Source organism: Rhodococcus sp. MPR-R1B, from assembly GCF_058793255.1.
The window spans coordinates 21,301-40,498 of the sequence record NZ_JBXAFO010000016.1 but is presented as its reverse complement, the minus strand read 5'-3'; the positions used below and the strand labels follow the sequence as shown (position 1 = coordinate 40,498).

23 protein-coding genes are annotated in these 19,198 nt (G+C 63.6%); 11 read left to right on the top strand and 12 right to left on the bottom strand.

Annotation, left to right across the window (positions count from 1 at the left end):
- Positions 1-85: 85 nt before the first annotated feature.
- Positions 86-1,348 carry an MFS transporter gene (locus AC1Q61_RS21310; RefSeq protein ID WP_019747810.1) on the bottom strand — a complete coding sequence of 421 codons (1,263 nt, stop codon included), beginning with the start codon at positions 1,346-1,348 and terminating at the stop codon, positions 86-88.
- Between the two features lie 93 nt (positions 1,349-1,441).
- Here AC1Q61_RS21310 and AC1Q61_RS21305 point away from each other — a divergent pair, with 93 nt between their 5' ends.
- Entirely contained in the window at positions 1,442-2,122 is a 681-nt protein-coding gene (locus tag AC1Q61_RS21305) for a FadR/GntR family transcriptional regulator (protein WP_020907120.1), read from the top strand.
- On the opposite strand, the gene AC1Q61_RS21300 is transcribed toward AC1Q61_RS21305, so the two are convergent.
- From AC1Q61_RS21300 to AC1Q61_RS21290, 3 genes are read right to left on the bottom strand one after another with little or no spacing between them, the layout of a single operon-like run.
- Positions 2,119-2,973: a TIGR02569 family protein gene (locus AC1Q61_RS21300; RefSeq protein WP_007731227.1), complete on the bottom strand. Its 855-nt coding sequence runs from the start codon at positions 2,971-2,973 to the stop codon at positions 2,119-2,121. The two genes, AC1Q61_RS21305 and AC1Q61_RS21300, sit on opposite strands and share 4 nt — an antisense overlap.
- 45 nt (positions 2,974-3,018) lie before the next feature.
- Positions 3,019-4,206 carry an adenylyltransferase/sulfurtransferase MoeZ gene (gene moeZ, locus AC1Q61_RS21295; RefSeq protein ID WP_125050606.1) on the bottom strand — a complete coding sequence of 396 codons (1,188 nt, stop codon included), beginning with the start codon at positions 4,204-4,206 and terminating at the stop codon, positions 3,019-3,021.
- 47 nt (positions 4,207-4,253) lie between these two features.
- Positions 4,254-5,300 (bottom strand): DUF3152 domain-containing protein, encoded by a 1,047-nt coding sequence (locus AC1Q61_RS21290; RefSeq protein WP_007731223.1) that lies wholly within the window; start codon positions 5,298-5,300, stop codon positions 4,254-4,256.
- 328 nt (positions 5,301-5,628) lie between these two features.
- Here AC1Q61_RS21290 and fasR point away from each other — a divergent pair, with 328 nt between their 5' ends.
- The gene (gene fasR / locus AC1Q61_RS21285; RefSeq protein ID WP_003942309.1) at positions 5,629-6,300 is read left to right on the top strand and encodes an HTH-type transcriptional activator FasR; all 672 of its coding nucleotides are present in this window, start codon (positions 5,629-5,631) and stop codon (positions 6,298-6,300) included.
- Between the two features lie 69 nt (positions 6,301-6,369).
- Here fasR and AC1Q61_RS21280 read toward each other — a convergent pair whose 3' ends face one another.
- Together AC1Q61_RS21280 and AC1Q61_RS21275 are read right to left on the bottom strand one after the other, a co-directional pair.
- The gene (locus AC1Q61_RS21280) at positions 6,370-6,600 is read right to left on the bottom strand and encodes a DUF3107 domain-containing protein (RefSeq protein WP_003942312.1); all 231 of its coding nucleotides are present in this window, start codon (positions 6,598-6,600) and stop codon (positions 6,370-6,372) included.
- Between the two features lie 107 nt (positions 6,601-6,707).
- Positions 6,708-7,403 carry a ferritin-like fold-containing protein gene (locus AC1Q61_RS21275; protein WP_029255047.1) on the bottom strand — a complete coding sequence of 232 codons (696 nt, stop codon included), beginning with the start codon at positions 7,401-7,403 and terminating at the stop codon, positions 6,708-6,710.
- 377 nt (positions 7,404-7,780) lie between these two features.
- Between AC1Q61_RS21275 and AC1Q61_RS21270 the strand changes: the two genes are divergently transcribed.
- Positions 7,781-9,385: a DEAD/DEAH box helicase gene (locus tag AC1Q61_RS21270; protein WP_030534998.1), complete on the top strand. Its 1,605-nt coding sequence runs from the start codon at positions 7,781-7,783 to the stop codon at positions 9,383-9,385.
- 9 nt (positions 9,386-9,394) lie between these two features.
- Positions 9,395-10,597, top strand: coding sequence for an Rv3212 family protein (locus AC1Q61_RS21265; RefSeq protein WP_275231471.1), 1,203 nt, complete (start codon positions 9,395-9,397; stop codon positions 10,595-10,597).
- Positions 10,598-10,610: 13 nt separating this feature from the next.
- Here AC1Q61_RS21265 and AC1Q61_RS21260 read toward each other — a convergent pair whose 3' ends face one another.
- Complete coding sequence (locus AC1Q61_RS21260; RefSeq protein WP_030535000.1) at positions 10,611-11,408, bottom strand: ParA family protein; 798 nt, start codon at positions 11,406-11,408, stop codon at positions 10,611-10,613.
- Between the two features lie 71 nt (positions 11,409-11,479).
- On the opposite strand from AC1Q61_RS21260, the gene AC1Q61_RS21255 reads away from it, so the two are divergent.
- A complete protein-coding gene (locus tag AC1Q61_RS21255) occupies positions 11,480-12,103 on the top strand; it encodes an acid phosphatase (RefSeq protein ID WP_080712671.1) in 624 nt (207 codons plus the stop codon).
- A gap of 17 nt (positions 12,104-12,120) precedes the next feature.
- On the top strand, positions 12,121-12,600 hold the full coding sequence (locus AC1Q61_RS21250; protein WP_003940724.1) for a GNAT family N-acetyltransferase: 480 nt from the start codon (positions 12,121-12,123) through the stop codon (positions 12,598-12,600).
- A gap of 42 nt (positions 12,601-12,642) precedes the next feature.
- Here AC1Q61_RS21250 and AC1Q61_RS21245 read toward each other — a convergent pair whose 3' ends face one another.
- On the bottom strand, positions 12,643-13,113 hold the full coding sequence (locus AC1Q61_RS21245; RefSeq protein ID WP_007731217.1) for a hypothetical protein: 471 nt from the start codon (positions 13,111-13,113) through the stop codon (positions 12,643-12,645).
- A 41-nt stretch (positions 13,114-13,154) separates the two neighbouring features.
- Here AC1Q61_RS21245 and AC1Q61_RS21240 point away from each other — a divergent pair, with 41 nt between their 5' ends.
- A complete protein-coding gene (locus AC1Q61_RS21240; RefSeq protein WP_007731209.1) occupies positions 13,155-14,111 on the top strand; it encodes a diacylglycerol/lipid kinase family protein in 957 nt (318 codons plus the stop codon).
- 255 nt (positions 14,112-14,366) lie between these two features.
- Complete coding sequence (locus AC1Q61_RS21235; protein WP_003940950.1) at positions 14,367-14,621, top strand: WhiB family transcriptional regulator; 255 nt, start codon at positions 14,367-14,369, stop codon at positions 14,619-14,621.
- A gap of 119 nt (positions 14,622-14,740) precedes the next feature.
- On the opposite strand, the gene AC1Q61_RS21230 is transcribed toward AC1Q61_RS21235, so the two are convergent.
- Entirely contained in the window at positions 14,741-16,243 is a 1,503-nt protein-coding gene (locus AC1Q61_RS21230) for a sensor histidine kinase (RefSeq protein ID WP_003940890.1), read from the bottom strand.
- An 8-nt stretch (positions 16,244-16,251) separates the two neighbouring features.
- Positions 16,252-16,467, bottom strand: coding sequence for a biotin/lipoyl-binding carrier protein (locus AC1Q61_RS21225; protein ID WP_007731208.1), 216 nt, complete (start codon positions 16,465-16,467; stop codon positions 16,252-16,254).
- 136 nt (positions 16,468-16,603) lie between these two features.
- On the opposite strand from AC1Q61_RS21225, the gene AC1Q61_RS21220 reads away from it, so the two are divergent.
- Positions 16,604-16,678, top strand: coding sequence for a 50S ribosomal protein bL37 (locus AC1Q61_RS21220; protein ID WP_022597109.1), 75 nt, complete (start codon positions 16,604-16,606; stop codon positions 16,676-16,678).
- 102 nt (positions 16,679-16,780) lie between these two features.
- On the opposite strand, the gene rsrA is transcribed toward AC1Q61_RS21220, so the two are convergent.
- Together rsrA and AC1Q61_RS21210 are read right to left on the bottom strand one after the other, a co-directional pair.
- On the bottom strand, positions 16,781-17,062 hold the full coding sequence (gene rsrA, locus AC1Q61_RS21215) for a mycothiol system anti-sigma-R factor (RefSeq protein ID WP_003940722.1): 282 nt from the start codon (positions 17,060-17,062) through the stop codon (positions 16,781-16,783).
- Positions 17,059-17,757: a sigma-70 family RNA polymerase sigma factor gene (locus AC1Q61_RS21210; RefSeq protein WP_042922166.1), complete on the bottom strand. Its 699-nt coding sequence runs from the start codon at positions 17,755-17,757 to the stop codon at positions 17,059-17,061. Before AC1Q61_RS21210 ends, rsrA begins: the two co-directional genes overlap by 4 nt.
- 207 nt (positions 17,758-17,964) lie before the next feature.
- On the opposite strand from AC1Q61_RS21210, the gene ybaK reads away from it, so the two are divergent.
- Positions 17,965-18,459, top strand: coding sequence for a Cys-tRNA(Pro) deacylase (gene ybaK, locus AC1Q61_RS21205; RefSeq protein ID WP_030535005.1), 495 nt, complete (start codon positions 17,965-17,967; stop codon positions 18,457-18,459).
- Between the two features lie 24 nt (positions 18,460-18,483).
- Complete coding sequence (locus tag AC1Q61_RS21200) at positions 18,484-19,197, top strand: SIMPL domain-containing protein (protein ID WP_042922163.1); 714 nt, start codon at positions 18,484-18,486, stop codon at positions 19,195-19,197.
- Position 19,198 lies beyond the last annotated feature (1 nt).

Genomic DNA, 19,198 nt, shown 5'->3' with positions numbered 1-19,198 from the left:
GGTAGAAAACGGTTATTGCGCCGGTGCTGCGTGCGATGACCGCGAAGTCAATTGATCCTCACCCGGTAACAAGACCGGGTGTGAGCTAGTTTTTCGCAGGTGCGTGCCAGGAATCCTCGAGCATCCGAGGCTTGCATGCCTGGTAGGCGCCCAGGAGCACCACGATCACAGCGACGACGAGCAGGCCGAACGGCGCAGCGTATCCACCGGACACGTCGTGAAAAACGCCGAACAGGAGCGGACCGAGGCAGGCAACGGAGTAGCCGATGCCCTGGGTGAAGCCGGACAGTGCCGAGGAACCGATGTGCGAACGAGTACGCAGGTTGATCAGTGTGAGCGACATCGGGAACGTGCTCGGACCGAGGCCCAGGACGACAACCCACACGACCGGCGCCGCCATCGGGGCAAAGTACAGCCCGCCCATGCCGACCAGGTAGCAGACGGCACACGCGATCACGACAGGGAAGGGATTGGCCATGCGGGCGCACAGCGTCGGTGCACCGAACGCTGCGACGAGCCCGATCACCGAGAACATTCCGACCATCGTTCCGCCGAAGGCATCACTGGCTCCGGCGTCACGAAGGATCGACGGAATCCACGTGAACATCGAATACGTGATCAGTGAGGTCATGCCGAACATGCCGGCCATCCCCCAGGCCACGGGAGAACGCCAGACCTGACCGCGTGGCTGTTCTGCCACTGCCGCAACCGAATCCGATGCATTCTCGACGGACCCGGCTTCGTTCGCGCGAGCCTTGCGCGAGCGAGCGAGGGTGATCAACCACGGCACTGCTGCGGCGAAGCCGAAGGCGGACCACCAGCCGATCGAGAACCGCCACCCGAAGGCGTCGGCGACCGGGACTGCGACGAACGCCGGAACGATGGTGCCGATCTGCACGGCCACGATGTAGACCGAACTCATGGTGGCGAGGCGATCCGAGAAGTACCGCTTGACCAACGGCGGGATCACGACATTGCCGATTCCCATGCCTGCCAGTGCCAGAGCCGAGAGGGCCAGCAACGACCATGTCTGAGACATCATGGCGCGCAACAACATTCCGACGCCGGCCATGAGCATCGCAACGAGGGCCGTTCGCTCGAGCCCGATACGTTTCGCGATGGCGGGAGTGATGAGACCGAAGATGGCGAACATTGCGGTCGGAACCATGCCGAAGACACCGACGATCGAGGCGGAGAAGCCGATCTCGTCGCGAATCTCGGCCGCCAAGGGCGAGAACGAGGTCACCGCAAGTCGAAGTACGAGCGCAGACATCGCAATCGCAGCGAAGACGAGCACACGGCCTTGTATCAACGAGCGGGTTTCGGTTCTCTCCAGTTGAGCAGTCACCGGCAAATCATAGGATGACCGGACGAACTCGCACAAGCGCGGTAATCTAACGTCACATTCACACCACTTACCCGGACCCGAGGAAACAACCACGTGCAACCCGTTCGACGCGCAAGTCTCATCTCGCAGGTCACCGAACAACTCCGCAACGAGATCCGGAGCGGAACCTGGCCGATCGGTTCCAAAATCCCCACCGAACCGGAACTGTCGGAGCTGACCGGGACCGGTCGCAACACCGTGCGCGAGGCGGTCCAGGCGCTCGTACACGCCGGAATGCTGGAACGTCGTCAGGGATCGGGCACCTACGTCGTTGCTGTCTCCGACCTCGGTGGCACTCTCGGCAACTACTTTGCCGGTGCCCACCAACGGGACGTACTCGAACTACGGCGCGCACTCGACATCACCGCGGCCACCCTCGCCGCCGCACGGCGAACCGAAGACGACATCGCCGAACTGACGCGACTACTCGAGCTTCGCACCGCGTCATGGGAGGGTCAGGACATCGACGCCGCCACCACCGCGGACGTCGCCCTGCACCGAGCAATCGTCGCGGCCAGCCACAACGAGGTCTACCTGGAGTTCTACGACTCCCTGCTCCCGGTCATCGAGACCACGATCCAACAACACATCGATGCAACCGGCGAAGGATTCCACTCGCAGCACGCGAACCTCGTCAACGCTGTCGTCGACGGAAACACCGTGGCCGCCTCGAACGCCGCACGCGAGCTGTTCGAGGGCCTGGTCTCGGACTTCGGTACCGGCGCCCCGATCTAGAGCAGCAAGCGCACGATGTCGGACGTACGGGCCAACCCCGGGAACGCGTCCGCCGTCGAGCGAGGATGCAGAACATGAACTGCCAAGCGGAACATCACCGCACGTAGAAGCATCTGCGGCCACTCGGGGAGATCTTCCCACCGGCCGACCAGTGCCTCGTCGGCACCGCCCCACGAGATCGCGTCGACCACAGCGACGGCGGCGGCCCACGCAGCCGGCCGCCAATACGGCGTGATGTCGGTGATTCCGGGCGCCATACTGCCCGAGAACAGCACTGTCCCGAACAGATCGCCGTGCACGAGCTGGTCCGGGCTCTGCACCGGCTTACGCAAAGTAGCGAGCCCGGCGATCAGTTCCAGACTTTTGCGACCGTCAGGAGTGGGCGTCTCGAGTTGCTCGACGCCCTTCGCGATCCTCAGCGGAACCGTTTCCCAGGCCGCGCGATCAGCGGCGACGAATACGTCGACCTCGGCCCACGGCGGCACGGGCGGTTGCGCAAGGAAGCGCGGACGCTCGAGCGAGGCCGTCGCCGCATGCAGTCGGCAGGACATCGAGACCACTTCGTCGTGACGTGGTTCCGGCGATCCGACGATGAAGGTGTCGGCACGCCAGCCCGAGACGACGTAACGACCGTCGGTCGAACGCACCGGTCGAGCCAGCCGAACGCCGTCGACTTCGAGGTTCTCTCGCACCTTCGCCGACCACGCTGCGCGGGCATGATCCGCGACTGCTGAAAGGACGACGTCTCCACACAGCCACCCGCCGTCCCAATCCGCACCGAGTGGGATGGGATCGACTTCACGGAGGCCGAAGGTGGAGCACACGTGCTGGGGAGGTTGGCCTGTGCTCACACCCCAACGCTACCGGTGCGCGGCGCCGCCTCCCGCGAGGCGCGCCTAGTAGACCGGCAGACTCGCATCCACCTGGTTCGCCCAGGCGATCGCGCCGCCTTGAACGTGGACCGCGTCGGAGAAACCGGCGTTCTTGAGAAATGCCAGTGCCTCGGCGGAACGAATGCCGGTTTTGCAGTACAGCACTATCTGCTTGTTCTGCGGCAACGTCGCCAGAGCTTCACCGGACAGGATGCGGTCCTTCGGGATCAGCACGGCCCCCGGCAGATGCATGATGTCCCATTCAACAGGTTCTCGTACGTCGACCAGCTCGATCGACCGTCCCTCGCCGATCATGGCCTCCAGTTCGGGCGCCGTGATCGTCGAACCGACAGCAGCGGCACTCGCCTCTTCGGACACGACACCGCAGAACGCGTCGTAGTCGATCAAGGCGGTGACCGGCACGCGAGTCGGATCACGCTGAAGGCGGATCGTCCGGAACGTCATCGCAAGTGCGTCGTAGATCATCAGGCGTCCGAGAAGCGGTTCGCCGATCCCCGTGATGAGCTTGACCGCCTCGGTCGCCATGATCGAACCGACGGTCGCAGGCAGGACTCCGAGCACACCACCCTCGGCGCACGAGGGGACCATGCCTGGCGGCGGCGCCTCCGGGTAAAGATCGCGATAGTTCAGTCCCGCGCCGTCCGGGGCGTCTTCCCAGAAGAGCGAGACCTGCCCTTCGAAGCGGTAGATCGAGCCCCACACGTACGGCTTTCCCGCGATGACGGCAGCATCGTTGACGAGGTACCGCGTCGCGAAGTTGTCCGTACCGTCCAGGATCAGGTCGTACTCGGAGAACAGTTCGACCGCGTTGGAGTTGTCCAGGCGGAACTCGTGCAACCGGACGTCGACGTGCTCGTTGATTTCGAGAATCGACTCCTTCGCACTGAGCGCCTTCGGGCGTCCGACGTCGGAGCGTCCGTGAATCACCTGACGCTGCAGGTTCGACATGTCGACCTCGTCGAACTCGACGATCCCGATGGTGCCCACTCCTGCGGCCGCGAGATAGAGCAGTGCCGGTGAACCCAATCCACCGGCGCCGATGAACAGGACTCGTGCATTCTTGAGCCGCTTCTGACCGGTCATGCCTACGTTCGGGATGATCAGGTGCCGACTGTATCGGGCAACTTCCTCCCGGCTCAACTCGGCTGCCGGCTCCACCAGTGGTGGCAATACGACGGGTGTTGCAGACACCGCGAAACACTCCTAGTTCAAGACGAGATCAGGGATTCTCGATCCGGTCACGCTCGGGGGTACGGCCACGGATTGAAGCGGCACGTGAGTCCGTTCATCGGAACGACGCCCTCGGGATCAAGCCTAGCGATGTCGTTGTTCGCGGTTCCGAAGGTCTGCTGCATCATGATCGGTGCGAGTCCACCTTCGGTCTCGCACGGCTGATGAGCGGCGTATCCGATGGCATGGCCGACCTCGTGATTGATCTGATACTGCCGATACGAGCCGATGTCGCCCTGGAACGAAATGGCGCCTCGCACCCATCGCGGTTCGTTGAGCAGGACTCGGTCCATGCTCGGGTTGTAGCAGGATCCTTCGAGTTCGATTTCGTATCCACAGCCTTCGCGGATCGTCATCTGTGAGGTCAAGGAGATCCGGAAGTCCGGCTCGCCGGCGTCGACGCGCCGGAACGCGACCTTGGGATCGTTGGTCCAACTCTTCGGATTGGCCAGGGTCTGGTCGACCATGCGTCCGTACGATTCGTCTCCGCCGAAGCCGGTCGTGTCGACGCCGTCCTCGATCTCGACCGTGTACGTGAACTCGCGTTCGGTTCCCTGTCCGACCTTGCCCGTCGTACCTGGTACGACGTGCCACGTTCCACCCCCCGCGACGGTGAACGGACCACCGTCGGGAAGGGCACCGGACGGTATCGACGAGGCAAAAGTTCCGTCTCCGGCCGGTGGGGCACCGATGACATCGGTTCCGTCGGTGCTGTGCGCGAGGTCGGCGGTGGCCGACGTCTTGCTCGCGGAGTCTGTGGCGTCCGGCCGTACCGCATCGACGATCACAAGAATGGTGAGCACCACGAGAACCGGAATCGCGTAGGCCCGCCAACCGTAGGTCGAGACGAAGCGCCCGAGCTTGCTCTGCTTTCGCGCTGCCCGGTCCGGTCGCGGATTACGCGGGGTTCGGCCCACTTCTCGTTTGGTCGGATCCCATTGGGCGCGCAAAGGCTGATGGGAGGAAATGCCGCGATAGTCGCGTTCGCCGTAGGCACGATCATCCGGCACCTCCGGCCGACGTTCGTCGCGAGGCGCTCCAGTTCCGCTACGCATTCGACGTTCCTCACGTTCAGGGTTCTGCGTAGTTCGTCCACGCATGCGCGGTCCCCCTGGGTCAGTCACGTCGTCCAGAATCTCACACACGGCAAGTCGCTCGCCCGGGCTGACCGAAACTTGCTGGTCCTGGCGTGTCATGGCAGCCCGTCCTGTAACGAGAAAGACCGCTGGTCTCGCTCACCGAGGCACGCGCGACTCGCCCGGGCGACACACGGTATCGTTCATTCGGCTACGACCGGTGTGACGGAGGATACTGGCGGGTACGCACACGCGACTCGCGGATCCGCGCGCCGACCGAATTACTTTTGCTCAGATTGGAAGCGACATGACAGAACTCGCGGATCGGACTGACTCCGATCGCGGTACAACGGCTGGCAAGCCTGCCGGAACACGTCGCAGCACCCGCCTCCCGCGCGATGCGCGCCGCCTCCAGCTCCTCGCAGCTGCAAGTGAGGTATTCGTTGCGAACGGGTACCACTCGGCCGGCATGGACGAGATCGCCGAATGTGCCGGTGTCAGCAAGCCAGTTCTGTACCAACATTTCCCAGGCAAACTCGAACTGTACGTCGCAGTCCTGCAGAGTTACGTCGACAGCCTCATCTCGGGTGTACGCCAGGCCCTGCGATCGACGACGGACAACAAACAGCGTGTCCGCGCCGCGGTCCAGGCGTTCTTCGACTTCGTCGACAACGACTCCCAGGGCTTCCGCCTGGTGTTCGAGTCCGACATCATGGGCGAACCTCAGGTCCAGACACGCGTCGAACAAGCCACCGAAGCCTGCGTCGACGCCGTGTTCGACCTGGTGAGTCAGGATTCCGGACTCGATCCGTACCGCGCGCGCATCCTTGCGGTCGGTCTTGTCGGTGCCAGCCAGTTCACTGCGCGGTACTGGCTCGAGGCCGCGCGGCCGATCCCGAAGGAAGAAGCCGTGGAAATCACCGTGACCCTCGCGTGGGGCGGTCTCTCACACGTGCCGCTGCAAGCCGAAACGAAGTAACCGGAACCCGAACGAGAATGGGCGGGCAGTCTCACGACTGCCCGCCCATTCTGCTGTTACGGCTACGCGTCAGACGGTAGGCGCGAATCCGACCTTGCGGATATCGGACGGACCGATCTCCACGTACGCCACACGAGAAGCCTGCACCAGGAACTTGCGGCCCTTGTCGTCGACGAGAGCCAGAACCGGCTCGCGGCCACCGAGGACAGCCGCGACCAGTGTCTCGACCTCGTCAGGGGTCTGTTCGCTGTTGACGATGAGCTCACGCGGGCTGTCGATTACACCGATCTTGACCTCCACGGTCAACCTCCGAACTGTTCGTGAATTACATCCGTTGTCGACGCAAGGCTAATGCAGCAACGACCGCCCACGCTCCTCTGCACGCTGTGCCCAGAGCGAACAGGCACCTAGACGAGTCCGAGAATCGCCATCCGCTCGGCATGCTTCGCCTGCATGCCGTCGAACAACGCGACAACTCCGTTGAGGTCGCCGGAGGCGGAGATCACCAGATCGGTGAGATCTTCACGCTGCGCCAGCACGAACTGTGCCTGCGTGATTGCTTCGCCCAGAAGACGGCGTCCCCACAGCATCAACCGGTCCTTGGCGCGAGTACTGGCCTCCACTGCTGCCTTCACCTCGAGCACCACGAACTCCGAGTGGCCCGTCTGGGACAGCACGTCCTCGACGATTTCCGCGACATCCGCCGGGAGGGAGTGCCCGATCTCGCGATAGAAGTCGGCAGCGATTCCGTCGCCGACGTACGCCTTCACGAGCGATTCCAGCCACGTCGACGGTGTCGTCGACGCGTGGTAGTTGTCGAGAGCTCGAACGAACGGGTCCATGACGGCGAAGATCTCGTGGCCACGTTCCGTCAACGCCGTTTCCAGAGTCTCGAAGTGGTCCATCTCGGCGGCGGCCATGCTGGCGAACGCCACCTTGCCTCGCAGGTCCGGTGCCATTTGTGCGTCCTCCGCCAAACGGTAGAACGCCGAAATCTCGCCATACGCGAGAACGGCAAACAAATCGATCACGCCAGGGTGATCGGAAGCGACTCGGCCTCCGGTTCCAGCGTCCGTCGAAGCATCAAGATCGTGTGCGCCCATGACTACGAACTGTAGTGCTTCGACGGCCGACGCGACCGGCAAGGACCGCATGTCCGATTCGGTGATCTTCGACATGTCATCGCGAGGGACGGACAACGTGCAGCTACAATGGTCTTGGGAGTTCGCCAGTTCCCCCGGGCCAATTGGTTAGCCGGGACGGCTGTATTCACACGAACCCCACCGATAATGTGCGCGCACCTGCATCGACGGTTGTCGCCCGCTTCGCCGAGATCTCCGGACGGTTCGAATTCGTCCGAGTGGAATTCAGTGCTGAGGCGTAGGCATGACCGAAGAAAAAGAGGGCATCGACATCGGCCGACTTACGGCCTGGCCCCTTACCTTGTGCGTGCGTACCGCCACGAGGAAAGGCTAGTCCCCTGAGCAAGATCACTGTCGACCACGAAGACGAAGCAACCGAGAACACCGTTTCCGTCCAGCTCGACGACACCCATGTACCCCCGAGCTTCGCCGAACTCGGTGTCCGCGACGAAATCGTCCGCGCACTGAACGAGATCGGCATCGAGCGCACCTTCGCCATCCAGGAACTCACCCTTCCGTTGGCTCTCGCCGGTGACGACCTCATCGGTCAGGCCCGCACCGGAATGGGCAAGACCTTCGGTTTCGGCGTCCCGCTCCTGCATCGCATCGTCACCGCCGAGAACGGCACAGCTGTTCTCGACGGCACGCCCCGCGCTCTGATCATCGTTCCCACCCGCGAGCTGTGCATCCAGGTCGCCCGCGACCTCGAGAACGCCAGCAAGTACCTCCGGGTCGGCGACCGCGGTCTCCAGGTTCTGCCCATCTACGGCGGCCGTCCGTACGAGGCGCAGATCTCGGCACTCCAGAAGGGCGTCGACGTTGTCGTCGGCACCCCGGGTCGCCTGCTCGACCTCGCCAACCAGTCGCACCTGATCCTGGGCAAGGTGGGCGTTCTCGTCCTCGACGAGGCCGACGAAATGCTCGACCTGGGATTCCTCCCCGACATCGAACGCCTCATGGGCATGGTCCCCGACAAGCGTCAGACGATGCTCTTCTCCGCGACGATGCCCGGCCCGATCATCACCCTGGCTCGCACCTTCCTGACGCAGCCGACGCACATCCGCGCCGAAGAGGCCGAATCCTCCGCGGTGCACGATCGCACCAGCCAGCACATCTACCGTGCACACGCGCTCGACAAGGCCGAGATGGTCGCCCGCGTCCTGCAGGCCGAAGGCCGCGGCGCGACGATGATCTTCACCCGCACCAAGCGCACAGCCCAGAAGGTGGCCGACGATCTCGCGGAACGCGGCTTCTCCGTCGGTGCCGTCCACGGTGACCTCGGACAGATCGCCCGTGAAAAGGCGCTGAAGGGCTTCCGTAACGGCAAGGTCGACGTTCTGGTCGCCACCGACGTCGCTGCCCGCGGTATCGACATCGACGACGTCACCCACGTCATCAACTACCAGTGCCCCGAGGACGAGAAGACCTACGTCCACCGCATCGGTCGTACCGGCCGCGCCGGACGCACCGGCATCGCCGTCACGCTGGTCGACTGGGACGACATCCCTCGCTGGCAGCTCATCGACAAGGCACTGAGCCTCGGAATCCCCGACCCGGTCGAGACCTACTCCAGCTCGCCGCACCTCTACGAAGAGTTGTCCATTCCGGCCGATGCCAAGGGCACTGTTCGCAAGGCCAAGGCCGCCCCTGAGAAGGCAGCAACGGACAAGGCAGCAACGGACAAAGCAGACGCGCCGAAGTCGACCGACTCGGACGGCAACGAAGAGAAGGCCGCTCCCCGCCGCAACCGGACCCGTCGCCGCACCCGCGCCGGCGCTTCGACCGACGCCGCGACGTCCACCACCGCCGGCGCCACCACAGCTCCCCCTTCGGCACCCGCGGCAACCGCTGCCGAGAACTCGGACGAAGACGGAGCGGCCAAGCCGCGTCGCCGTCGGCGTCGTCGCCCCGCGGCTTCCGCGACGGCAGGCGCCGCAGAGTAAGCTGCCGATGTGCTGGCTCCCGAAAGGCGTACTCGCTCAGATGTGATCGGTGCGCTGGCAATCGCGCTGGCCGTAATCGTGGCGGTGACCGTTGTGTGGTTGCGCAGTGATGCGCGCGGAACCACCTCGGTCACCGCCGAATCTCCACTCCCACCTCTGTCGACGTCGGTGTTGTTACCCGACATCCTGAAGCAGACGTGGGAATCTCCCAGTGCCGACTCGACGGCACCGATCACCGTCGGAAATGCCGTCGTCACCGCCGACGACTCCGAGGTGATCGGCCGCGATCCGGCAACGGGCGAAGAAGTGTGGCGATACGCGCGCAACATTCCGCTGTGCGGCGCGATCGGTTCGTGGGATCGCGTCGTCAGCGTCTATCAGGACGATCGCGGTTGCTCTCAGGTCACGTCGCTGGTCGCCGACACCGGCGCCCGAAAGGACCAGCGCAACAGCGACGCCGATTCTGCGGTCAGCCTTTCAGCGGACGGCACCTACCTGATTTCGCGCGGCAGTGAGCGAATGGAGCTGTGGCGCTCGGACCTCGTCCGAACCCTCGAGTACGGCCGGGTCGACGCGAAGGTCAACCCCAACAAGCAACCCCGCACCGGATGCACGCTGCTCGACGCTGCGTCGAGCGCCAACCGAGTCTCGGTACTCGAGCGCTGCCCCGGTGAAGCCTCCAACAGGTTGACGGTGATGAATCCCGCACCCAAGGACGCCCAGGAACCCGAAGAGTACGGATCCGCGATTCTCCTCGACTCCGAGGGCGCCCGCCTGCTTGCCGTGGCCGGCGAAAAGACGGCCGTCTACCTCCCTGCCGCCAACGGAACCGTTTCTCGCATCACCATTTTCGACGGATCCGGCAATCCGATCGTCGACTATCCGATCGAGGGAACGGTGACCGAAGGCGCCCGCACCCGCGCCGACAAGGCTTCGATCACGTGGTGGACCGGCTCGCAGACCGTCAACCTGCGCCTGAGCGATCTGGCTCCGACGTGGATCGTCAACGGAACGTCCGGACCCGGAAGCATGGTTGCCGGTCAGATGCTCATCCCCGTTCCGGGCGGCATTGCAGCCGTCAGTCCGTCGGACGGAGCGGTGCAGCGCATGATCGCAGTCGACCGCGGTGAGACGGCGACACCGATCGTGCTCGCCAGTGCGGGCGAGACGATTCTGGAACAGCGCGGCGATACCTTGTTCGCGCTGCGCTAGAAGCTCACCTTCCTCAGATCGCCAGCTCCGGCGCGAAAGTCACGACTTCGTTTCCAGCCCAATGCTTTACGAGATTGTCCGCGAGTTCACGATAGGCATCCGCACCCTTGTTCTTTCGTCCGGCGAGGACCGTCGCGCCCGACGCGGACGCCTCGGCGAACTTGACGGTGCGTGGGATCGGAGGCGCCAGAACGGCCAGGGAGTAGCGGTCGCTGACATCGGCGAGCACGTCGCGACTGTGCGTGGTTCGAGCGTCGTACAGAGTCGGAAGTGCGCCGAGCAGAACAAGATCCGGGTTGGTGATGGCTTGGACTTCACGAACCGTACGCAGCAGCTGTCCGACGCCGCGGTGTGCGAGGGTTTCGCATTGCAGTGGAACCAGAACCGACTGCGCCGCAGTCAATCCGTTGAGTGTGAGCACACCCAACGACGGTGGGCAGTCGATGATGATGACGTCGTAAGAGCCCAGGAGCGGAGACAGCGCCCGCTTGAGCGCGAACTCTCGACCGGGTCGCATCAGGAGCAGCGCTTCGGCGCCCGCGAGATCGATCGTGGCCGGCAGGAGATCCATACCGTCGTCCGTCTTCAGCACGGCGTCGACCGCGTCGAGATCACCCGCCAGGACCTCGTTGACCGAACGCTCGAGGCGATCCGGGTTGTGTCCGAGCGAGAACGTCAGGCAGCCCTGCGGGTCGAGATCCACCACCAGAACTCGTTGTCCGAGCGCGGACAAAGCCGCACCGAGAGAAGCGACGGTGGTGGTTTTAGCCACGCCGCCCTTTTGATTCGCCACTGCGAGAACCGTCGTCACACGTAGATCCTTGCGCACTTCGCGCCAGGAGGCGAGCTACACACGCGAGGCAGCCTGCAATGATGGTCGACATGACGTCCCAGTCCGCCCCCTCGTCGATCCCCCTCGGTGCTCGCGTCGTACTCATGCGACACGGTGAAACCGAGTGGGCACGCACCGGGAAACACACGGGCCGGACCGAGGTTCCGCTGACTCCGCTCGGCGAGATGCAGGCAACCGCGACCGGAAATCGCTTGCGAACCCTCGACCTCCGGAACCCCATGATTCTGACGAGTCCGCGGCTGCGCGCACAGTTGACGGGTGATCTCGCCGGCCTGCCGGAAGAGCGAACCTGGGATGCACTGTCCGAATGGGACTACGGCGATTACGAAGGCCTCACGACGCCCGAGATCCGCGCAACGGTGCCCGATTGGACCGTCTGGACGCACCCGTGCCCCGGCGGCGAGCAGGCCGATCAGATCCACGCCCGCACCGACATGGTGCTGTCGACGGTGCGTTCACAACTACCCGAGCGGGACGTGATCCTGATCGGACACGGCCACTTCTCACGCGCACTCATCGCCCGCTGGCTCGAGCTCCCGGTGACGGAAGGAAAGCGTTTCGCCTTGTCCCCCGGCGCATACTCGGTTCTCGGTTACGAGCATGGCGCCACCCACCTCGTCCATCACAACGTGCCGCCGCTCGTCGAGGCTTGAGGCCTAAGATTCTCCTTATGATCCGACGCGCCACGCCCGCAGACGTCCAGCCGATCACAGACATGATCTACGAGTTGGCCGACTACCAGAAGGCCCTCGACGAGTGCACCGTGAAGGCGGAACAGATCGGCGAGGCTTTGTTCGGGCCGGCCGCGACGGCCTTCGCGCACGTCGCTGTGAATTCGGCCGACGACGTCGTCGGCATGGCGTTGTGGTTTCGCAATTTCTCGACGTGGGACGGCGCCCACGGTATCTACCTCGAAGACCTCTACGTCAAGCCCAGTCAGCGCGGATCAGGCCACGGGAAGGCTCTTCTGGCCGCACTCGCCAAGGAGTGCACCGACAACGACTACACCCGGCTGTCCTGGTCGGTGCTCAACTGGAACACCCCCTCGATCAAGTTCTACGAGTCACTCGGCGCCGACGCGAAGACGGAGTGGACCACGTATCGCCTGACCGGTACTCACCTCGGAGCTCTCGCCGCCGAAGCTGAGTAGAGCGGAAGCTGAGTAGGTCTGAAGCAGCGTAGGCGTTCCGTCCTACTTGTCCCGCGGCTCGTCGGTCTCGTCCGGGCGTCCCTCTTCCGGCGACACCTCGTCTGCGTACGCTCCGTACTCCGCTGCCATCCATCGAGACGTCGGAGCCGAGAACAGGCAGCCCAGAGCGCCGAGAACGACGACACCCAGAACGATGCCGAGCGGCACCTGATGCGAATCGGTCAGGAGCGACCAGGCGACCGGCAGGAGCAGCAACTGTGCGACGACGGCGATTGCCCGGCCCCACCGGCGGCCCGTCAGCAAAGCGATACCGGCAGCCAACACCGCGCCGCCGAGGATCGCGACCCAGGCGGCAAATCCGTATCCGTTGGTGACGCTCTGATCGTGGCCGGTTGCACCGCGAATCACTGCGACGATCGCGAACCCGGCGGCAACCAGCCCTTGAAGCGTCACGAGGGCACCCGCCCATGTGACTGTCTTGGGCAGGGCGTTCGGACTGGCGGTATTCGGCACGAGGCCAGCCTAGAACACGACACCGGATAGGCTCATGCCCCGTGCGCGCACTGCTGATCGTCAACCCCAATGCCACCTCCACCACCGCTGCCGGTCGTGACCTGTTGGCACACGCCCTCGAGAGTCGGGTGCGACTTACTGTGGCGCACACCACACATCGGGGTCATGCTGCCGAACTGGCGCGCGAAGCCCACGAAGACGGCTTCGGCTCGGTGATCGTCCACGGTGGCGACGGAACGGTCAACGAAGTGGTCAACGGACTGCTCGGGTCACCGCATCCCGCGTCGATGAAATCGGTTCCGGTCGGTCCGATCCCGACGATCGCTGTCGTCCCAGGCGGCTCGGCAAACGTTTTCGCGCGCTCACTCGGTATTGCCGCCGACCCGATCGACGCCACGAACCAACTCGTCGACCTCCTCTCCGAACGGACCAGGCGCCGAATCGGGCTCGCACACTGCGACAACCGTTGGTTCACGTTCAACGCCGGAATGGGCCTCGACGCCGATGTGTGCGAGGCCGTCGACGCCAGCCGTAAGAACGGTGACGCCGCCACACCCGCCCGGTATGTCCGAACCGCGATCGCGGCGTTCTTCCGTGCCAAGCGAGCCGAACCAGCGCTGACCGTCCACCTTCCCGATCAGGATCCCGTCTCCGGAGTCCACTACGCATTCGTCTCGAACTCGAGCCCGTGGACATATCTGGAAGAGCGTCCCGTACACACCAATCCGGGAACGACCTTCGACAGTGGACTCGGCATCTTCGCCATGACGAGCACCAAAGTTCTGCCGTCCCTGCGGGTTGTGCGGCAACTACTCGCACGCGGCGCGGAGCCGAAATCGAAGGTCCTCTTACGCACCGACGACGTCCCGACAATCACCATCGAATCGTCGCGACCGATCGGACTCCAGATGGACGGCGACTACATCGGACTTCGTGAAAAGGTCGAATTCACCTCGGTCCCGGATGCACTGGAAGTGTTCGCACCGATTACGACGTGAGTCAGGCAACACGTTTGACCTGCAAAAACTCTGGTGCCAAAAGGTCGAAATCGGGTAAAATGCCGGTGACGCCCAGGTGGCCGTCAGGTGTGTCACAAATTAGTGAGTTGGCCCACGAACCCGTTCAAACCTATTGACATACCGCGAGTTCGTGAAAGCATTCACAAGTAACAGTGCGGAAACATTGATGACGCACACACAAACTCATTGGTACCAAATGGTGTGAATACACACCCAATTAAGGAGCGAAAAAAGATGGACTGGCGCCACAACGCAATCTGTCGCGACGAGGATCCCGAACTGTTCTTCCCTGTGGGAAACAGTGGACCGGCCCTCGCTCAGATCGCTGATGCCAAGGTTGTCTGCAACCGCTGCCCCGTCACCGCCGAGTGCCTGTCGTGGGCTCTCGAGTCCGGCCAGGATGCAGGCGTCTGGGGCGGAATGAGCGAAGACGAGCGTCGCGCACTCAAGCGTCGTAACGCACGTACCCGTGCACGCACTTCCGTCTAGGTAGAACCGAGACGTTCGACTCGCGGCGGAGAACAGCCCCTCTGCACAGTCGAAGACGACAGCCCGGCACCACATGGTGCCGGGCTTTTTGTCTGCTCGAATCGCTAACGCGGCTCGAATCAGTAACGCGCAGAACGTCTACCGAGCGGCACACGCAGAACCGCGTCGGTACCGCCTCCGCTTCCCGGGTGCAGTCCGAGCGAGCCACCGAGTTCGGCGCCCAGCAAAGTCCGCACGATCTGGAGTCCGAGCCGATCGGACTTCTCGAGGTCGAAGTTCTCCGGCAGTCCGCGCCCGTTGTCGTGGATGATCACGTCCAACCAGCGTGCAGAACGCTCGGCACTGAGTGTGACCGTGCCGGTCACACCCGGATCGAAAGCGTGCTCGATCGCGTTCTGCACCAACTCCGTCAGCACCATGACCAGCGGGGTGGCGCGCTCGGCGGAGAACACTCCGAAACTGCCCTCACGCCGAATCGTCACCGGCACACCTACTCCCGCGACATCGGAGAGCATGGGAACCAACCGGTCGATCACCTCGTCGAGATCCACCTCTTCGTCCACCGACATCGACAAGGTGTCGTGAACGAGGGCGATGGACGTCACGCGTCTCACCGACTCTGTCAACGCTTGTCGCGCTTCGTCGTTGCCGGTTCGCCTGGCCTGTAGACGCAGAAGCGCCGCGACGGTTTGCAGATTGTTCTTCACTCGATGGTGAATCTCGCGGATGGTTGCGTCCTTGCTCAGGAGAGCGCGATCACGACGCTTGACCTCGGTGACGTCGCGGACGACGACCGCAGCACCGACATGCCGGCCGCCAGGCTTGAGAACCAGGGCCCGCAGCAGAACGGTCGCCCCGCGCGCCTCGATCTCCATACGGCGACCGGGCTTGTCCGCCAACGTATCTCGGATGTATCCCGCAGCTTCCTGAGACTCGAACGGGTCGGTGACCAACGAACGGGTCAGCGCTGCGAGGTCTTGACCCACCAGATCCGAACTCAGACCCATCCGGTGATAGGCCGAGAGCGCGTTCGGGCTGGCATAGACGACTGTGCCTTCGGTATCGAGACGGATGAAGCCGTCGCCCGCACGTGGGCTCGAGTTCGTGTCGGAGCGCGATTCTCGGATCGGGAAGGTTCCGTCGCTGATCATCTGACACAGGTCTTCGGCGCAATCGAGATACGCGAGTTCGAGCGGACTCTGCGCTCGCTGGTGCGACAGGTTGGTGTCGCGGCTCAGAACAGCGATGACTCGCCCGTCCAGACGCACCGGAACGGCTTCCCGACGCGGCGGCATTCCTTCACGCCACGTCTCGTCTTCCCCGCGCACGACGCGGCCCTCCACGAGAGCGCGAAGAACCTGCGGGTGCTCGGACTCGGAAACGACCGTTCCGACCGCATCCTCCGGAAAAGCCGTCGATGCCGTTGTCGGCCGGCAATGCGCGACGCAGATGACCGTCCCCTCGGATCGGTTCTTCTCCGATTCGGTGCCCACCCACAAGAGAACGTCGGCAAAGGAGAGGTCGGCGAGCAGTTGCCACTCCCCCACGACGCGCTGGAGATGGTCGACCGCCGCACCGGGAAGATCGGTGTGTTCGGCGAGGAGGTCACTGAGAGTGGACATCGTCCGGCTTAGGAGATCACGGCGATCAGATCGCCTTGCTGAATCACGTCGCCGACCTTGACGCCCACCGTCGTCACCGTTCCCGGAACCTCGGCCAGGACGGGAATCTCCATCTTCATGGATTCGAGGATGACCAGGGTGTCGCCGTCCGCAACGACGTCTCCCTCGCTCACGACGACCTGGTAGACCGTCGAAACCATCTCGGCGCGCACGTCTTCTGCCATCGTGAACCTCACTTCTGTCGGAACTGCACTCTGACCACGAAAATACGTCGACGGATCACTCGATCGACCTGCCAATGGAACCACACCGGCATCGGCGTGAAACAATGACGCGAAAGAAACAGAAGGGAGACCAATCATGGGTAAGCGTGGTCGTAAGAAGCGCAGCCGTAAGGGCAACGCCGCTAACCATGGCAAGCGTCCAAACGCCTGACATGTAGCGCAACAAAACGTCCGAGGGGCGGGGGAGCATTGCTTCCCCCCCCCTCGGCGTTACTGCCTTCCGACTGCTGCCGCTCAGATCTTCGCTGACGGGCTAGCTGTCGGTTTCGGTAGTCGTTATGACGATGGTCCGACGCAACTCGACGGTGAGCCTCTGACGCAGGCTTTCCGGCGCGTGGTCTCCACCGCACTTACGGTTGATCAGGCTCTTGACCTTCTCTTCGATCCCGTAGGCCTCGAGGCACGATCCACAATCGTCGATATGACGCTGCAGGCGAGCACGACTTGAATCGTCGCATTCACCGTCGAGCATCAACCAGACGTCGGCGATGACTGCCGAGCAGTCGAGCCTTTCGAATTCGTCCTGCTCACTCATCGTGTGACACCTTCCGTCTCGGTGGCTGCGACTGTGGCTGTGTCGACCGCGCCGTCCCGATTGAATCCCCGGTCTTTTGCGACATCGGCCAAAAGACCACGCAATTGCTTGCGACCACGGTGCAGTCGCGACATCACCGTTCCGATGGGTGTGCCCATGATCTCCGCGATCTCCTTGTACGGGAATCCTTCGACATCGGCGTAGTACACGGCCATACGGAATTCCTCGGGAAGCGACTGCAGCGCCGCCTTGATGTCGTCGTCAGGCAACGCGTCGAGCGCCTCCACCTCGGCCGATCGCAGCCCCGTCGAAGTGTGCTCGGCGGTGGCGGCCAACTGCCAGTCGGTGATCTCGTCCGTCGGATACTGCGCGGGTTGGCGCTGCTTCTTTCGGTACGAGTTGATGTAGGTGTTCGTGAGAATCCGGTACAGCCAGGCTTTCAGGTTGGTACCGGCACGGAACGAACGGAAAGCGGTGTACGCCTTGACGTACGTCTCCTGCACGAGATCCTCGGCATCAGCCGGATTCCGCGTCATGCGCAGGGCAGCGCCGTACAACTGGTCGAGCAGCGGGAGCGCGTCGCGCTCGAACCGGGCAATTAACTCATCCGCAGTTTCGGGCGTTTCGGACACAGCGCCGTCGATAGGTTCAGCTACCCCTGACGGTTCGTCCTTGGGCCGGTCGTGTTCCAGCACTCTGATCCCTTCACTAGCCGTAGGGATCAAGGTTACCGCCAACTGAAGATCCGACCCACGGGCCGGTGGTGGCTCACACACAGCCAGCACGGTCGCTCCTTCGCTTCTCGGGACAAGTTTCATCAACTGGTACCAACACGGGAGTCAGCGACTCTGTTCCCGGCCTGGTCGGATGCACCTGTCGGCGATCCGCATAGGGTGTTCCTCATGGCCGGAACAGCGACCCCTGCGACCGTACTTCTCGACAAGTCGAAGACACCGCACCGCGTCCACAGCTACGACCACGATCCTCGCGCCGAATCTTTCGGCGACGAGGCGGTCACTGCACTGGCAGAGTCGACAGGCGTCGAGGCCGCACAGATCTTCAAGACCTTGGTCGTCAAACTCGACACCGGCAAGCTCGCCGTCGCGGTCCTGCCGGTCCCGGACAAGCTCTCCCTCAAGGGTGCAGCCGCTGCCCTCGGTGCGAGCAAAGCCGTCATGGCCGATCGCGCCGAAGCCGAGCGCTCGAGCGGCTACGTCTTCGGCGGTATCTCACCGCTCGGCCAGCGCAAGAAACTGCCGACAGTGATCGATGCGTCGGCGCTCGACTGGGACCGCATTCTCTGCAGCGCCGGCCGACGCGGGCTCGAAATCGAGCTGGCTCCGACGGACCTAGCGCAGCTCAGTGGCGCGGTCACGGCGCAAATCACGGCGGGCTGAGTATCCGGTCGCTACGGTCTCACCATGCGACCACACCTGAAAACTCTTGCACTGACCGCTGCGACGGCAGCCCTCACCGTCTCGCTGACGGCCTGCGGGAGTTCGGACAATGCCGCCAAGGAAGTCACAGTAGTCGGATCAGGGCAGGTCCGCGGAGCGCCGGACATCCTCAATGCCGACATCGGCATCGAAGTGGTTGCCCCGGACGTATCGGGGGCGGTCTCCGAGTCGAATGACAAGGCCCGTCAGATGATCGACGCGATAGTCGCCGCCGGGGTGGCCCCCGAGGACGTACAGACAAGCGATCTGTCCGTCCAGCCGCAGTACGACGCCAGTGGTGGACCGTTCGTCGGCGGCAACGTGACCGGCTACCGGGCGACCAACTCGGTACGAATCGTCGTCCGCGATCTCGACAAAGCCTCTTCTGTCCTGGACGCCGGCATCGCGACGGGCGGAAACGCGGCACGGCTCGGCAACGTCGCCTTCGCCATCGACGACGACTCTCAGCTTCTGGCCGACGCTCGCACCCGGGCCTTCGAGGACGCGAAGAACCGTGCCGAGCAGTACGCGGATCTGTCCGGGACGTCGCTCGAGAACGTCGTGACCATCACCGAGGCACACGACACGAGTGGCGGTCAGACCATGCGCGCTCCCGACGCCTCGATGTCCGACATGGTTCTCGCCCCGGGAACCCAGCAGGTCTCGTTCGAAGTGACCGTCACCTGGGCTCTCGGCTGAC

What these genes read in the sequence shown, in the direction of transcription:
- AC1Q61_RS21290 (WP_007731223.1), bottom strand. Translation starts at nt 5,300, where the DNA reads ATGCGTAGCGGAACTGGAGCGCCTCGCGACGAACGTCGGCCGGAGGTG.
- rsrA (WP_003940722.1), bottom strand. Translation starts at nt 17,062, where the DNA reads ATGAGTGAGCAGGACGAATTCGAAAGGCTCGACTGCTCGGCAGTCATC.
- AC1Q61_RS21230 (WP_003940890.1), bottom strand. Translation starts at nt 16,243, where the DNA reads ATGTCCACTCTCAGTGACCTCCTCGCCGAACACACCGATCTTCCCGGT.
- AC1Q61_RS21200 (WP_042922163.1), top strand. Translation starts at nt 18,484, where the DNA reads ATGCGACCACACCTGAAAACTCTTGCACTGACCGCTGCGACGGCAGCC.
- AC1Q61_RS21275 (WP_029255047.1), bottom strand. Translation starts at nt 7,403, where the DNA reads ATGGGCGCACACGATCTTGATGCTTCGACGGACGCTGGAACCGGAGGC.
- AC1Q61_RS21235 (WP_003940950.1), top strand. Translation starts at nt 14,367, where the DNA reads ATGGACTGGCGCCACAACGCAATCTGTCGCGACGAGGATCCCGAACTG.
- ybaK (WP_030535005.1), top strand. Translation starts at nt 17,965, where the DNA reads ATGGCCGGAACAGCGACCCCTGCGACCGTACTTCTCGACAAGTCGAAG.
- AC1Q61_RS21250 (WP_003940724.1), top strand. Translation starts at nt 12,121, where the DNA reads ATGATCCGACGCGCCACGCCCGCAGACGTCCAGCCGATCACAGACATG.
- AC1Q61_RS21255 (WP_080712671.1), top strand. Translation starts at nt 11,480, where the DNA reads ATGACGTCCCAGTCCGCCCCCTCGTCGATCCCCCTCGGTGCTCGCGTC.
- fasR (WP_003942309.1), top strand. Translation starts at nt 5,629, where the DNA reads ATGACAGAACTCGCGGATCGGACTGACTCCGATCGCGGTACAACGGCT.
- AC1Q61_RS21225 (WP_007731208.1), bottom strand. Translation starts at nt 16,467, where the DNA reads ATGGCAGAAGACGTGCGCGCCGAGATGGTTTCGACGGTCTACCAGGTC.